General features: G+C 63.9%; 11 protein-coding genes. 2 read left to right on the top strand and 9 right to left on the bottom strand.

What is annotated here, in order from left to right:
* Window positions 1–2: 2 nt before the first annotated feature.
* The 9 genes from QUG03_RS22880 to tssK all read right to left on the bottom strand — a co-directional run bounded on the left by QUG03_RS22880 (window position 3) and on the right by tssK (window position 11,112).
* Window positions 3–1,328 carry an HDOD domain-containing protein gene (locus QUG03_RS22880; RefSeq protein ID WP_227103701.1) on the bottom strand — a complete coding sequence of 442 codons (1,326 nt, stop codon included), beginning with the start codon at window positions 1,326–1,328 and terminating at the stop codon, window positions 3–5.
* Window positions 1,315–2,058: a class I SAM-dependent methyltransferase gene (locus QUG03_RS22875; RefSeq protein ID WP_227103703.1), complete on the bottom strand. Its 744-nt coding sequence runs from the start codon at window positions 2,056–2,058 to the stop codon at window positions 1,315–1,317. Before QUG03_RS22875 ends, QUG03_RS22880 begins: the two co-directional genes overlap by 14 nt.
* 19 nt (window positions 2,059–2,077) lie before the next feature.
* The gene (motB, locus tag QUG03_RS22870) at window positions 2,078–3,007 is read right to left on the bottom strand and encodes a flagellar motor protein MotB (protein ID WP_107799461.1); all 930 of its coding nucleotides are present in this window, start codon (window positions 3,005–3,007) and stop codon (window positions 2,078–2,080) included.
* Between the two features lie 15 nt (window positions 3,008–3,022).
* Complete coding sequence (gene motA / locus QUG03_RS22865; RefSeq protein ID WP_500821081.1) at window positions 3,023–3,880, bottom strand: flagellar motor stator protein MotA; 858 nt, start codon at window positions 3,878–3,880, stop codon at window positions 3,023–3,025.
* A gap of 192 nt (window positions 3,881–4,072) precedes the next feature.
* Entirely contained in the window at window positions 4,073–6,694 is a 2,622-nt protein-coding gene (tssH, locus tag QUG03_RS22860; protein ID WP_500821080.1) for a type VI secretion system ATPase TssH, read from the bottom strand.
* A gap of 148 nt (window positions 6,695–6,842) precedes the next feature.
* Window positions 6,843–7,328: an Hcp family type VI secretion system effector gene (locus tag QUG03_RS22855; RefSeq protein ID WP_107799463.1), complete on the bottom strand. Its 486-nt coding sequence runs from the start codon at window positions 7,326–7,328 to the stop codon at window positions 6,843–6,845.
* Window positions 7,329–7,453: 125 nt separating this feature from the next.
* The gene (locus QUG03_RS22850; RefSeq protein WP_500821079.1) at window positions 7,454–9,097 is read right to left on the bottom strand and encodes an OmpA family protein; all 1,644 of its coding nucleotides are present in this window, start codon (window positions 9,095–9,097) and stop codon (window positions 7,454–7,456) included.
* A gap of 12 nt (window positions 9,098–9,109) precedes the next feature.
* Window positions 9,110–9,772 carry a DotU/TssL family secretion system protein gene (locus QUG03_RS22845; RefSeq protein WP_107799465.1) on the bottom strand — a complete coding sequence of 221 codons (663 nt, stop codon included), beginning with the start codon at window positions 9,770–9,772 and terminating at the stop codon, window positions 9,110–9,112.
* Window positions 9,769–11,112, bottom strand: a complete 1,344-nt coding sequence (gene tssK, locus QUG03_RS22840; RefSeq protein ID WP_500821078.1) for a type VI secretion system baseplate subunit TssK — start codon at window positions 11,110–11,112, stop codon at window positions 9,769–9,771. Before tssK ends, QUG03_RS22845 begins: the two co-directional genes overlap by 4 nt.
* 504 nt (window positions 11,113–11,616) lie before the next feature.
* Here tssK and tssB point away from each other — a divergent pair.
* Entirely contained in the window at window positions 11,617–12,123 is a 507-nt protein-coding gene (tssB, locus tag QUG03_RS22835; RefSeq protein WP_500821077.1) for a type VI secretion system contractile sheath small subunit, read from the top strand.
* 15 nt (window positions 12,124–12,138) lie between these two features.
* On the top strand, window positions 12,139–13,671 hold the full coding sequence (tssC, locus tag QUG03_RS22830) for a type VI secretion system contractile sheath large subunit (protein ID WP_107799468.1): 1,533 nt from the start codon (window positions 12,139–12,141) through the stop codon (window positions 13,669–13,671).
* The last annotated feature ends 159 nt before the right edge of the window (window positions 13,672–13,830 follow it).

The following is a 13,830-nucleotide window of genomic DNA, read 5'->3' as shown; positions in this document are numbered from 1 at the left end:
TCCTATTGCGGCAGCAGGGTCAGGCGCGCCACTAAATCCTTGAAACGGTGGTAACTGTCCTCGTCGATCGCCTGGCCGCTATGGCCGTTGTCGACATAGAACACGCCGGACAGCGCATGTCCGACAAACAGGGTGATCAGGGCGAATTCATTGTCCCCGACATGCTCGAAAAACAGGTCCTCGTAGCGCCGCTCCAACTGCTGGCGCACCAGGGCCGGCGCGTGAAAGCTTTGCGGCTTGCTGGTCAACACCGCGAAGAAAGAGCCCGGCTCCAGCCCCAGGGCCAGCTTGCGCAGCGGATGGCTGTCGCCCAGGCCCAGCTGATAACGCAGCTTCAGCGCATGTGCGTCCTGATCGTAACGGTAGTACAACACCCGCTCGAACTTGAGATCGTTGGCCAGGTGGCGGATGGATTCGCGTATCGCCTTTTCCATCTGCTCCGCGTCGCTCAAGGCCGCGGTTTTCTGCAAGCTGGGCCGCTTGTACTCCCCTTCCAGCATCAACAGACTGCGCACCGGGTACATATAGCCCACCGCCCGGGGGTGGCGCGCCACCGACAAGGCCGCGTGCACCACCGCCTGATGCGCCAGATGCGGCGCGCAGCCTATCAGCTTGGCCGCGGCCTCCACGCCCACCTGCCAGGTGCTGCGCCAAATGCCTTGCTCCAGAGAGTTGGCGGTGGCCATCGCCAGGCGCAGCAATTGGCGGCGCTTGGTCGGACTGCCCGGCCCCAGCAGGGCGTTCAGGCCGGTGGGCAAGGGCATCAGCTTGATGAATTGCTCCAGCACCTGGGCGTAATCGCAATCGAAGGCGTTGGACATTTCCTGCAGCAGCGGGCGGTCCGGCAATTGATTGCGCTGCATCATGAACAGGCAGGCGGGCAGATTGTACAGCAAGGCGGCCACGAAACAGTCTTCCACCTTGTGATCGCCCTGCAGAGACAGCCACTCCTTGATCAGCAAGGCGGCCACCCGGGAGCGGCCCAGCCAGTCCTCCACCGCCTCCAGCACCTCGGCGTCCAGCTTGTCCGGCACCGCCTCCAGCGCGGCGACGCGGCCAAAGCGGTTGGTCACCGCCTCCAGCCCCATCAGCAGCAGCGTCTGCTCCACCGAGGGAATGCTTTCATTGCGCTGCAAGGCGCGCGAACCGCCCACCACCCGGACCAGGTCCAACAGCAGAAAGGGGTCGGACAGACAGAGATTGGCGAGGTCGGTGAAATTGATCAGATCGCTGTGGCGAGCGCAGATGTCCTTCAGCTCGCCCAGCGTATTGGGCAGAATCGGCCAACGCCGTTCGGCGATGGACTTGATCCAGTTAGCAAGCTCCATGTGGGTGGCGCCAGATCAGTAATTCGGTTTGCAAAGCGCCTCCCAGCGGGATGCGTTCATCGGGTTCGACATCGGGCACGGCGAAGGTGTTGCTGACCAGCAGGCTGCCGGGCCGGCCTTCCGCCACAAACTTGCGCCAGACCTTAGCCATCGGTTCCGGGGACAGAAACACGTACACCGCATCGTACTCTCCCCAAGATTCCCTCCAAAAACTGCGGCAGGCGAACTCCAGCCGCCGCGGCCGCCGCGCCAGCCACCAGCGCGCGCGGGCCAACAGCCAGCTGCCCCAGGCGCTTTCCAGCGCCCTAACCCTGACATCCGGCCGCAGCCGGCACAGCCAGACCGCCAGCCTGCCGTCTCCGCAGCCGGCCTCCAGCAAGGCGGCCCGCCCCGGCAGGCGCTCGGCCAGGCGCTCCGCCGCCTGAGCGGAAGAGCGATACAAGGGCACGCGTTCCAGCACGGCGTTGCGGCCCAGCGCGAAAGTCAGCGCCAGCCCCAGCAAATACACCCAAGGCGGCAAGGCCGCCTGATGCATCAAGGCCAGCGCCGGCACGAACAGCCCGTGCAGCAAACGCTGCCAGCCCGGCAGGCGCATGAAAATGGCCAAGGCCGCCGCGCATAGGCCCTGCAGGATCGCCCAAGCCAAGGGCTGGGCGGCGGGGGCGACGAAATACATCGCCGCCAAGGCCGCCAGCACTTGCAGGCCCAAATGGCGCAAGCGGCTCAACAAGGCAAGGCTCGCATCGGCATTATTTGGCCGGCGCTTCCGCCGGCGCCTCTGCCGGCTCCGCCCCGCCCTCCGCGGGCCCGCCAATCACATCCTGGTTCATCTGCGGCTTGTAGCCGTCGTTGAGGATATTGCTCTCGGCTTCCTTGTTCAGCACCACAATGGCGATGCGCCGGTTTTCCGGGCTGAACACATTGGTCTTCACCAGCGGGTTGGCCGAGGACAGGCCCACCACGCGCAAGACCTTGTTGTCCTGCAAGCCGCCGGCCACCAGCTCGCGCCGCGCCGCGTTGGCGCGGTCCGCCGACAGCTCCCAGTTGCTGTAGCCGCCCTGGCCGCTGCCGAATGGCTTGGCGTCGGTATGGCCGGAGATGCTGATCTTGTTCGGCATCATGTTCAGCTCTTTCGCCAGCTGCTGCAGCAAGACGCGGGTATGCGGCAGCATGCGCGAACTGCCGGAGTCGAACATCGAACGGTTCTGCTCGTCCACGATCTGGATCTTCAGCCCGTCCGGGGTGATTTCCAGCTTGAGCTGATTCTTGTACTCCTTGAGCAGCTCGCTGTGATCCACCGTGCTCTGGATCTTGTTCTGCAGCTGCTCCATCGACGCTTTTTCCTGCTGCTTGCGCATGATCTCGTCTTGCGGCGAGCCGGACTTGTTGACCTGGCCGGTCTGCTTGGTCAAATCATTGCCGCCGCCCTTGATCACCGAGGTGGCGTCGCCGGCGCCGGCGCCGCCGGACAGCGCCACCTTCAGCGGCGTCTTGAAGTATTCGGCGATGCCGTTCAAAGTGCCCTGCGACGCGGAACCCAGCAGCCACATCAGCAGGAAGAAGGCCATCATCGCGGTCACGAAGTCGGCGTAGGCGATCTTCCAGGCCCCGCCATGGTGGCCGTGGCCGCCCTTCTTGATGCGTTTGACGATAATGGGCCGTTGCGATTCGTCAGCCATGATCGCGCCCCCCGCTTATTTCTTCGCCTGTTTCACATGGTCTTCCAGTTCCTTGAAGGACGGACGATCATGCGAAGCCAGCACTTTGCGGCCAAACTCCACCGCCACTTGCGGCGCGTAGCCGTTGAGGCTGGCCAGAATGGTGACCTTGATGGTTTGGTAGACTCGGGTGCCGTCGCCCAGCTTGTGCTCCAGAATGGTGGCCAGCGGGCCGACAAAGCCGTAGGCCAGCAAAATACCGAGGAAGGTGCCCACCAGCGCGTGGGCGATCAGCATGCCCAGCTCGGACGGCGGCGCGCCCACGGACTCCATAGTGTGCACCACCCCCATCACCGCCGCCACGATACCAAAGGCCGGCAAGCCGTCGGCCAGGCCCTTGACCGCGTTGACCGGCACTTCGCCCTCGTGATGGTGGGTTTCGATCTCCACGTCCATCAGGTTCTCGATCTCGAAAGCGTTGAGGTTGCCGCCCACCATCAGGCGCAGGTAATCGCAGATGAATTCCACCACGTGGTGGTCGTGCAGAACGGTGGTGTATTTGGAAAAGACAGGACTGGCTTCCGGATTCTCGACATCGGCCTCGATGGACATCAGGCCTTCCTTGCGCACCTTGGTCAGAATCTCGAACAGCAGCGAGAACAACTCCATGTAGAAGGCCTTGCTGTAAGGCGTGCCCTTGAACACGGAGGGGAAAGCCTTCATCGTGGCCTTCAGCGGCGCGCCGCCGTTGGCCACCACGAAAGCGCCGAGCGCGGCGCCCGCGATCATCACCACCTCCAGCGGCTGCATCAACGCGGCGAGATGCCCCCCCGCAGCGACGAATCCCCCCAGCACGGAGCCAAGAATTATGAGGTACCCGATTCCGACGAACATGCGTCAAGTCCTGTCTTTGTGATTTTTCGGATCGCTGCGATTTCCATTACAGCACGACTTTTATTCTATTCATAATAGAAAAAGCGGATTGAATTGTATCAATCCGCTTTCCCAGCTGCAAAAAACATGGAAGGTGATATTCACTAGCGCTGAAAAATGACGAAGCCAAGTATCGGCGAGGCTCCGGGACGATTACAACAACGTCATTTCCAGCTGATCGTCCTGCCCCGCCGCCAGCTCAATCCGCGCCGGCATGCCCCCCCGCTCCAAACGCCACTGCAAACACTGCGCCGCCATTTCCGGCAACAACTGCTGCCGGATCAGATGATCCAGGCCTCTCGCGCCGTTGTCTCGCCTACCGCAAGCCCCGGCCATCGCCCGCGCGCAGTCCTCTCCGGCCTCAAGCTCAATGCCTTGCGACTCCTTCAGATGCGCGGCCAGCGTCGCCAGCTTTAATTGAGCAATCTCCGCCAAGGCGGACTCGGACAGCAGCCCAAACGGCACCACCTGCATCCTCGCCAGCAGCGGCGCCTGGAAATGGGCCAGCAACACGGGGCGCAACGCGTCCAGCCAGGCCCCGCGCTCCCACTCCCCCTCCTGTTCCAGCAACAGCTCGCTGCCAAGATTCGACGTCATCAGAAACAGGGTATTGCGAAAATCGATCTCGCGGCCCTCCCCATCCCGCATGAAACCCCGGTCAAACGCCTGGTAGAACAGGTTCAGCACATCGCGGTGCGCTTTTTCCACCTCGTCCAGCAAGATCACGCTGTACGGCCGCCGCCTCACCGCCTCGGTCAGCACCCCGCCCTGGCCATAGCCGACATAACCCGGCGGCGAGCCTTTCAATTGCGAGACGGTATGCGCCTCCTGATACTCGGATAGATTGATGGTCAGCAAGGCCTGCTCGCCGCCAAACAATAGATCGGCCAAGGCCAGGCCGGTTTCGGTCTTGCCGACGCCGGACGGCCCGGTCAGCAAGAACACGCCCAAAGGGCCTCGCCCCGGCGCCAATCCGGACTTGGCCGCCAGCAGGGACTGGGCGATCTCGGCCACCGCGGCCTCCTGACCGCGCACCCGTTCCCGCAAGGCCGGCGCCAAACCCAATAGATTGGCCGCGTCATCCGCCAACAGCTTGCCCACCGGCACCCCGGTCCAATCGGCAATCACCTCCGCCACCAAGGCGGCGTCCACGTCGGCGGCCGCCAGGCGGCGTTCTCCTTGCAAAGCCGCCAGATCGGCCCGCGCCTGGACCAGCCGCGCAGCGCCGTCCGGCCGCCCGGCCCACTCCCGGCATAGCCTGCGCAGCGCCTCGGCGCCCTGCCGTTCCTGCTGATAACGCCCTTGCAAAGCCTCGTTCTCAAGCCGCGCCGCCGCCAGTTCTGACTCGATCGCCCTCAGGCGGGACTCAAGCTGCGCGTTGCCCGCGCCCAGCCGCGCATCCTCCCGCAAAGCCTCTCTCTCGCTTTCCAGCGCCAAGACCCGCGCCTGCGCGCCCTGCAGCTCCGCCGCGGCCCCTTCCAGGCTCATCCGCGCCCGCGCCGCCGCCGTGTCGATCAAATCCACGGCCTTGTCCGGCAACTGCCGGCCGGCCAGGTAGCGCCGCGACAAGCTCACCGCCGCCGTAATCGCCTCGTCGCGGATCGCCACCCCGTGATGCTCGGCATAGCGCGGCTTCAAGCCCCGCAGCATCAAACAGGCCGCGGCATCGTCCGGCTCGTCCACCTTCACCATCTGGAAACGACGCTCCAGCGCCGCGTCCTGCTCGAAATACTGCTTGTACTCGGACCAGGTGGTGGCGGCTATCGTCCGCAGCTCGCCGCGCGCCAGCGCCGGCTTCAGCAGATTGGCCGCATCGCTGCCGCCGGCGGAATTGCCGGCGCCCACCAGCACATGCGCTTCGTCGATGAACAGCAAAATCGGTTCCGCCGCCGTGCGCACCGCCTCTATCACCTGCTTCAACCTCTGCTCGAACTCGCCCTTGACTCCCGCGCCGGCCTGCAACAAGCCCAGATCAAGCGCGAGCAGACGCACCCGGCGCAATGCCTCCGGCACCTCGCCCGCCGCAATGCGCAAGGCCAGGCCCTCGGCCAAAGCCGTCTTGCCCACCCCCGGCTCGCCCACCAGGATCGGATTGTTCTTGCGCCGACGCAGCAAGATATCCACCATCTGGCGCACTTCCTTGTCGCGCCCCAACACGGGATCGATCAAACCCTCGCGCGCCTTGGCTGTCAGGTCGCCGGCAAAACGGCTCAACACCTCAGGCAGCTCATCCGCCGCCGCGGCCCCGTCGCGGCCGGCCTCCGGCGGCGCAGACGCCGCGGCCTCCACAGATCCCAACGCCTCGGATTCCGCCGACACCTGCTCCAGCCAGGCCCAGCGCGCGCGCACCTGCGCGGCGGACAAACTGAATAATGGCCAGGCCTGCCGGCAAGACAAACGCTCCGGCGCCGCCAGCAAGGCGAGGTATAGATGAGCGGAACGCATCTGCTGGCCGCCGAAATCCAGCGAAGCGATCAACCAGGCGGCCTGCAGCAACTCCTGCAGCCCTCGCGACAAGCCCGGCTTGCCGCGCCGGTCCCGCGGCAGGCGCTCCAGCGCGGCCAGCAAGCCTTGCCAGATCTCATCCACGTCGATCTCGTAATGCCGCAGCAAAGCGGCCAGATCGCCGTCTCCCTGCTCCAATAACTTCACCAGCCAGTGCTCAACCGTGATTTCGGCATGCGTGCGCGCCTGGCACAACCCGGCCGCCGACTCCAGCGCCCGGGCGCAGTGCTCGTTCAGTCTCCGCAGCAAATGAACAGAATCGAGAGTCATGTCCGTCTTTTCCCAAACAAAGCGCATGCCGGCCAGAAAGGCCGGCATCGCTAATTCCCTTGGACCCCCGCCGGCAAGCGCGAGGCGCTGCGACGAACCGCCAAGCCGGCCGCTCGCCTAAGCCCCGCGCTTGCCGTGCGCGGCGGCGCTAACGGTTTTCAATCCAGCTGTCGGAGTGGATGATGTTGCCGTCCTTGTAAGCCCAAGTTATTTTCTCGTAGCGCATTTCCACCTCCTCCAAGTGGTTGTAGCGCTCGCGGTCCGGGTCCTTGATGTTGTACATCTTGGGCGCCACCGACACGACCTTGACGTTGTCCAGCTTGATGTTGAAGTACTCCTGCTCGCTGCCGGCGTCGTCGATCTGATACCACTTGAACTCGACCTCCTTCAGCGTCTGGCCGCTGGTCACCGCCTTGTACAGATAAGGCGATGAAGCATCGAACTCCTTGACCAGGGTCAGCGCCTCATGCACGCGGGTGCCGGTCAACTTGCCGGTGTTGCCATCGGTGGGAATGCGCACCGCGTGGTCGAACTCCACCACCTCCACGCTGTTCTCCCGGCCTTGCACCGTCACAGAACCCTTGATGTCCGCGCCACCGTCGTCTTTCAACCACATATACGCTGGTATCGCCATATCAAACCCTCCTTGGCTTAACTTAATAACTTAAGTTTAAACAAGCTCGCTCGCCGTCTCGTCCTAGCTCGACGCCGCGGAGCAAGCGCGCCGCACCCTGCGGCCTCCTCGCCGCCTGCCGCCCGTCACCTGACGGGCAGCGCCGGCAGCAAGGTAATCTCTACTCGCCGGTTGCGCGCCCGGCCCCCCTCATCCTCATTGCCCGCCAGCGGCCGCGTAGCGCCGTAGCCCTGGATGGCAAAACGGGTCAGCGGCAAGCCGGTCTCCTGCGCCAGCCAGTCGCGCACCGCCGCGGCGCGCTGCAACGACAAGCGCTGATTCGCTTCCGCCTGGCCCACGCTGTCGGTATGGCCGGCCACCAGCACATTTCGCTCCGGATAACGCGCCAGCGCCGCCAATGCGGGCTGCAACGCCGCCTCCGCTCCGGCGCGCAACACCGCCTTGCCGCTATCGAACAAGGACAGGCTGTCCAGCGACACCGAGGCCGGAGCCGCCGCCGGCGGGCGGTAATCGGCTATCAGCCGGGCAATGCGCTCCCGCCACGGCTGAGCCCGGTAAAAGCCGAATCCCAAGCGCAAAGGCACGCCGAGATCGACATGGCTCCGCAACTCGCGCGCGTCGCCTTCAAGCGTCAGCAGCGCCTGGCGACGCGCCTCGTCCCGCTCTATCGGCAGCGCGCGATAATGCGCGACATTGGCCGACAAGCGCTCCAGCAACGCTCGGTTGGACCAGGCCGAAGCGGCGAACGCCGCCACGGCCGTCAGGCAAGCCAAGAGCCAAAGGCTCAAAACCAGCCGCCAGACGGCAGGCAAGCGCGCGCCCGGCGCCAAACCGAACAGCCAGCTTCCAGGCACGCCTTCCGGCTCGCCCGTGTCCAGGCTGAGCGAACGCACAGCCAAACCGCTCAAGGCCTGCCGGCAACGGCCCCACGGCGACAGCGCCGCGTCCCGCCCTTGAGCCGGCAGCAAGGCGATGCCCTGCAAGCCGGGCGCCGGGGCCGGCGTCGCCCCCTGCAATATGGCGGGCAAGACCTGAGCGCCCAGCCAGCCTCCCACCGCGCCGGCGCGCAAACGCAAATCGAAAAGCGCTCGCGCGCCCTCGTCGCCCAAGGCCGGCGGCTGCAGTTCCATCCGGCCGCGCCAATCCTCCAACCGCTCTCGCCACTGCCGCAGGCTGGCGCACGGAGCGCCTTGCAACACCACGCCCAGAGCGCCGTCCATGCCCGCGCTGCGCGCCGGCGCGGGGAATCCCACCAATAAATAAACCGGCAAGCGGCAAGCCAAACGACGTTCCACGTCGGCAATCGCCTGTCGCCACGCCTGCAAGCGCCCCAACCAGGCCGGCTCGCTGCATTCGGCCGCCGCGTCCAAACGCAAGGCCAAGGCGTCCGGCGGCGAACCCCGCCGCCAGGCCACCAGTTCCGCTACCGCGCGCTCCAGCAAAGCCGGAGTCGGCACCATCACCCTCAGCACGCCGTCCTCCACCGCCACATAGGCGCCGCGCCGGCTTTCCAGTTCCACCACCGCAGCGCGCCCGCTGCGCCAGCCCTGCGGCAAATCCAGCAAACCCGGCAGCAACAACTCCCACGTCGCGCCGTCGCGGCGCCAGCGCCGCAGCCTCAAGCCCGCCCAGCCCAAGCAGAACGCCGTAGCCGCCAGCCCCGCGCCCAGGCGCGCCGCCCCGCTCCACGGCGCCATTTGCGCCAACCACCACAAGGCCGCCGCCAGCGACAGCGCCCATAAACAGAAAAAATGCGCGTGAATACGCATCGCCCGCCCCCTTTACGTCAACGCCAAGGCGGCATCGGCGGCATTCAACCAGCCGCTCAGCGCGGCATGCGCAAGCCACACCGCAAGCAAGCCCGCCCCAGCCGCGGCCAGCGGCAAAGCCAAGCGCCGGAAACGCCGGGACGCGCCGCCGCGCAACATGGCAACCCCGCCGTCGAATTCGCCGGAAGGCAGCGGCAAGGGCGCAGGCAGGCCCGCGCTCAACTGCCCCAACAGGACCTGACTGGCCGCGTCGTCCTCCCCGCCGCGAAACCCCAAGGCCAGCACCATCGCATAGCACCAGCCCAGCGCCGGCTCCGCGGCCGGCTGCGCCAAATGCGCCCGCATCTGTCCCAGCAGCACCTCACCGGCCTGATAACTGTTGAAAAAGCGCACTTGCAAAGGCTCCCGCGCCCAAGCCGCCCGCTTCGCGCCCTCAAGTCGGCGCAGCGCCGCCTCGTCCAGCAAGGCGCATTGCGCGTAACTGGCCCGCTCGATCAAAGCCTCGCCTGCGCCGGCCTGACGCAGCGCCTCGCGCGTCGCGCTCACCAGTCCGGCCGCGTGCTCGCGCCAATCCTCCACATGCTCCGGCGCGTCCTTGTCGGCCAACATCGACACCGTCAGCGCGGTGTCCCGGAAACTGCGGGCCAAAGCCTCCGGCGGAAATTGCTTGCTCATGATTTCAACACCACGAAGAGTTCAACCACCACGCCCGGCAAAGACGCGGGCACATAGCAAGAGCACGCCTGCGCGGCCAGCATGCGCTGGAAGGCCGGATGGCCGGCGTCCAGAACGAAGTACAGGTTTTCCATCCGCACCGGCAAGGCGGCGGGCAAACGCGGCGGCACGCTCAAAGGCACGCCGCCGGAAGCGGTGCTGACCACGGTCTCCACATCCTCCGGCGCGCCGATCTTGCACACCGCTGGAAAACGCTCCAGCAACTGCGCCGGCGGCATATCCGCCCTCACCGACAGATAAAAGCCGCCCTGCTCGCCCAGCCTGGGATCAGCCAACTGGCCATGCCACATCGACGACTCCCCTTTCTGCAGAGGCACCGACACCACCTGGGAGGGGATCACCGTATCCAGGCAGCCCCTGATCCAGTCTTCCAGCCGCAGGAAACCCGGCCTGGCGTCTTCATGCCGGTAAGCGGGAATATCCGCCAGATCTTGCTGTAGCGAAAACGTGGACAGCATGCCGCACAACTGCGCCAACGCTTGGTGCAGCGTTTCCGGGTGGCTGGCCGGCGTCTGCCGCAAATGCGCCAGCACCGGCCAGGCGCTGTTCACGCAGTGCAAAAACCAGAACAGGCCCGCGTCCGACACTGAAAAATCCACCAAGCCGTGTCCGCGCTCGCGGCGGCGCTCCGACAACTGGCGGCTGCGCGCCAGCAGCATCTCCTCTATCCGCCCAAGCATGTCCAGCAAACCCGGCGCGGTGTCCAAACGCAGCGCCGGCGGCCAGAACGTCGCATCCCGCGTCCATCTTCCCTGACCGTTGCGGCTCAAACGCAGCAAGGGGCAACAGACATAGTCAGCCCGCTCCTCAAACTCCAACAGCAAGCGCAAATTGCCGCGCTCCACCGCCAGCTCCGCCGGCGGGCCGTCGTACAAGTCCTCCACTTCCAGGTATTCGCAACGTTGCCGCCTGGGCCGCGCCGGCGTCTCGCCTTCGCGCTCGCAATTGCCTCCCCCGGCCTCCCACAAAGGCAAGCCCAGAAAAACCTGCACGCTCAGCGCCTCGGCCGGCGCGGCAAAATCCCGCGCCGGCGGCAAGCGGTCCGCCTCGGCGCAGTCGACCACGGCGCCGTCCGGCAGGACCAAACGCAGTCTTTCCAGCTTCAGCTTGCCCAGGCTCAGCGCGGCCTCATCCCACTCTACCTCCCAACAGCCCCAAAAATAGGGCTGAGCCAAACGTCCGAACAAGGCCGCCAAATGGGAAAACCACAAGGACTGCTGCTGAAAATGCTGAGGGGACAATAAAGCGCCCTCCACCCACATCGGACGAAAAACTTTCATGCGGACAACCTCTGATTAGGCTCTGAAACAGCACGCCGTAACATTGAAAACAGCGCACGGAGTTTTTGAAAATTCACAGCAAGCCAATCACAATAAAAAATCAAAAATAAATAATCAATAAAAACAAAAAAACATTTTCAAAAATTAAACCATAAAATCAATCCAAAAAAACAAATAAACTATTTATGACATTGAAATCAACAAGGCATGAAGCCATAAACATGGCGTATTCTAGCCACCAAACAAGCCACCCTGTCAACCCAACGACCATATTGCCTCAAACCACATAATCTGGTTAACATTGAAAAACAAAACGAAAAATACATAAATACAAAATCAAATAACGCAAGCTTGTTGACCTAAATAAAAAAGGGGAAAACACAGAATATCCGCCAGATCGCGCATCGCCAAAAAATACGGCGACGACGCGAAACATGGCCAACCGCCCATTTGCCCGCATGGGAAATGGACATGCTTCAAACCTTGATCGCAGGAGGAAACACCATGGCTGAAAGCTTTCAAAACGAAGTGCCCGCCGCGCGGGTCAACATCAAGCTGGACCTGCATACCGGCGGAGCGCAGAAGAAAGTTGAACTCCCGCTGAAACTGCTGGTGGCGGGGGACTACAGCCATGGCCAGGAACAGCGGTCTCTGGCGGAACGGGAAAAGGTGTCCATCGACAAAAACAACTTCGACGCGGTGCTGGCCGAACTCAACCCCAAGGCCAAGCTGGTGGTGGAAAACACGCTGGCCGGCGACGGTTCCGAAATGGCGGTGGAACTGGACTTCAAGGCCATGAAGGACTTTCACCCGGAACAGGTGGCGGCGCGGATTCCGGAACTGCGCGCGCTGCTGGCGATGCGCAATCTGCTGCGCGACCTCAAAGCCAATCTGCTGGACAACGCCTCCTTCCGCCGCGAGCTGGAAAAAATCCTGCGCGACGACTCCCTCTCCGCCAACCTGCGCAGCGAACTGGAACGCATCATCCCGCTCAGCCAAGCCGCCCACTAAATCAGGAGCCCGCTCATGTCGACCCAAAAACAACAGCAGCCCGAGGACACCATCGTGCTGGAGTCCCCGGCCAGCGTGTATGAATCGCTATGCGCCAAGATCAACCTGTCCCCGGTGGCCAGCGCCCAGCCCATCGAGGCTTACCAAACCGCGGAAGCGATGTCGGACGCGCCGCTGGACGAGCGCATCGCCGTGGCGGTGAACGTATTCCTGAAAATGATTCAGGAATCCTCGCAAAAAGTGGACCGCCTGGACAAAAGCCTGCTGGACTTTCACATCGCCCGCATCGACGCGCAAATCAGCCGTCAGCTGGACGCGGTGATGCACAACCCGTCCTTCCAGCAAATCGAATCCGCCTGGCGCGGACTGCGTTTCCTGGTGGATCGCACCGACTTCCGCAAAAACGTCAAGATCGAAGTGCTGGACGTCAGCAAGGAAGACCTGCGCAACGACTTTGACGACGCGCCGGAAGTGATTCAGAGCGGCCTGTACCAACACACCTACATCCAGGAATACGACACCCCCGGCGGCGAACCGATAGGCGCCATCATCTCCAACTACGAATTCGACCGCGGCCCGCAGGACATCGCCCTGCTGCGCGACATCGCCAAAGTGTCCGCCGCAGCCCACATGCCCTTCATCGGCGCCGTGGGACCGGCCTTCTTCGGCAAGGAGAGCATGGACGAAGTCGCCGCCATCCAGGACGTGGCCAACTACTTCGACCGCTCGGAATACATCAAATGGCGCAGCTTCCGCGATAGCGACGACGCCCGCTACATCGGTCTCGCCTTGCCGCGCTTCCTGGCCCGCCTGCCTTACGGCCCCGACACCGTGCCGGTGCGCAGCTTCAACTACGCCGAAAACGTCAAAGGCCCGGACCATCAGCGCTACCTATGGACCAACGCCGGCTTCGCCTTTGCCGCCAATATGGTGCGCAGCTTCATCGGCAACGGCTGGTGCGTGCAAGTGCGCGGTCCGCAGGCCGGCGGCCTGGTGGAAGACTTGCCCATTCATCTGTACGACCTGGGCATAGGCAATCAGGTGAAGATCCCCACCGAAGTGCTGATACCGGAAACCCGCGAATTCGAATTCGCCAACCTGGGCTTCATCCCGCTGTCCTTCTACAAGAACCGCGATTACGCCTGCTTCTTCTCCGCCAACTCCACGCAAAAACCGGCGCTGTACGACACCAAGCAAGCCAGCGCCAACAGCCGCATCAACGCGCGGCTGCCCTACATCTTCCTGCTGTCGCGGCTGGCGCACTACCTGAAGCTGATCCAGCGCGAAAACATCGGCGCCACCAAGGACCGCCGTCTGCTGGAACTGGAGCTCAACACCTGGATCAAGCTCCTGGTCACGGAGATGACCGACCCCAGCGACGAACTGCAAGCCTCGCACCCGCTGCGCGACGCCCAGGTCGTCGTCGAAGACATCGAAGACAATCCGGGCTTCTTCAAGGTCAAGCTGTTCATCGTGCCGCACTTCCAGGTGGAAGGCCTGGACATCAACCTGTCCCTGGTCTCGCAAATGCCCAAGGCCAAGAACTAAGCGCTCCCTCGGGCCGCCTCCACGGCCCGAGGGGCAAGTCCACCTGGAGACTCCGCCATGCCGCCGCAACAGTTTTATCACCTGAAGATCGCCGAACTGCCGGCCGAGCTGCTGTCGGTCGAATCCTTCACCCTGGACGAAACCCTGGGCCGGCCCTTC

This window comes from Chromobacterium sp. CCUG 30098 (assembly GCF_059916605.1).
Note: the sequence above shows the minus strand (reverse complement) of the source record. Positions and strands in the feature narration are given on the sequence as shown.

Coding starts and splice junctions, on each gene's coding strand:
- motB (WP_107799461.1), bottom strand. CDS start 3,007: ATGGCTGACGAATCGCAACGGCCCATTATCGTCAAACGCATCAAGAAG.
- QUG03_RS22850 (WP_500821079.1), bottom strand. CDS start 9,097: ATGCGTATTCACGCGCATTTTTTCTGTTTATGGGCGCTGTCGCTGGCG.
- tssH (WP_500821080.1), bottom strand. CDS start 6,694: ATGACTCTCGATTCTGTTCATTTGCTGCGGAGACTGAACGAGCACTGC.
- motA (WP_500821081.1), bottom strand. CDS start 3,880: ATGTTCGTCGGAATCGGGTACCTCATAATTCTTGGCTCCGTGCTGGGG.
- QUG03_RS22880 (WP_227103701.1), bottom strand. CDS start 1,328: ATGGAGCTTGCTAACTGGATCAAGTCCATCGCCGAACGGCGTTGGCCG.
- QUG03_RS22855 (WP_107799463.1), bottom strand. CDS start 7,328: ATGGCGATACCAGCGTATATGTGGTTGAAAGACGACGGTGGCGCGGAC.
- tssB (WP_500821077.1), top strand. CDS start 11,617: ATGGCTGAAAGCTTTCAAAACGAAGTGCCCGCCGCGCGGGTCAACATC.
- tssK (WP_500821078.1), bottom strand. CDS start 11,112: ATGAAAGTTTTTCGTCCGATGTGGGTGGAGGGCGCTTTATTGTCCCCT.
- QUG03_RS22845 (WP_107799465.1), bottom strand. CDS start 9,772: ATGAGCAAGCAATTTCCGCCGGAGGCTTTGGCCCGCAGTTTCCGGGAC.
- tssC (WP_107799468.1), top strand. CDS start 12,139: ATGTCGACCCAAAAACAACAGCAGCCCGAGGACACCATCGTGCTGGAG.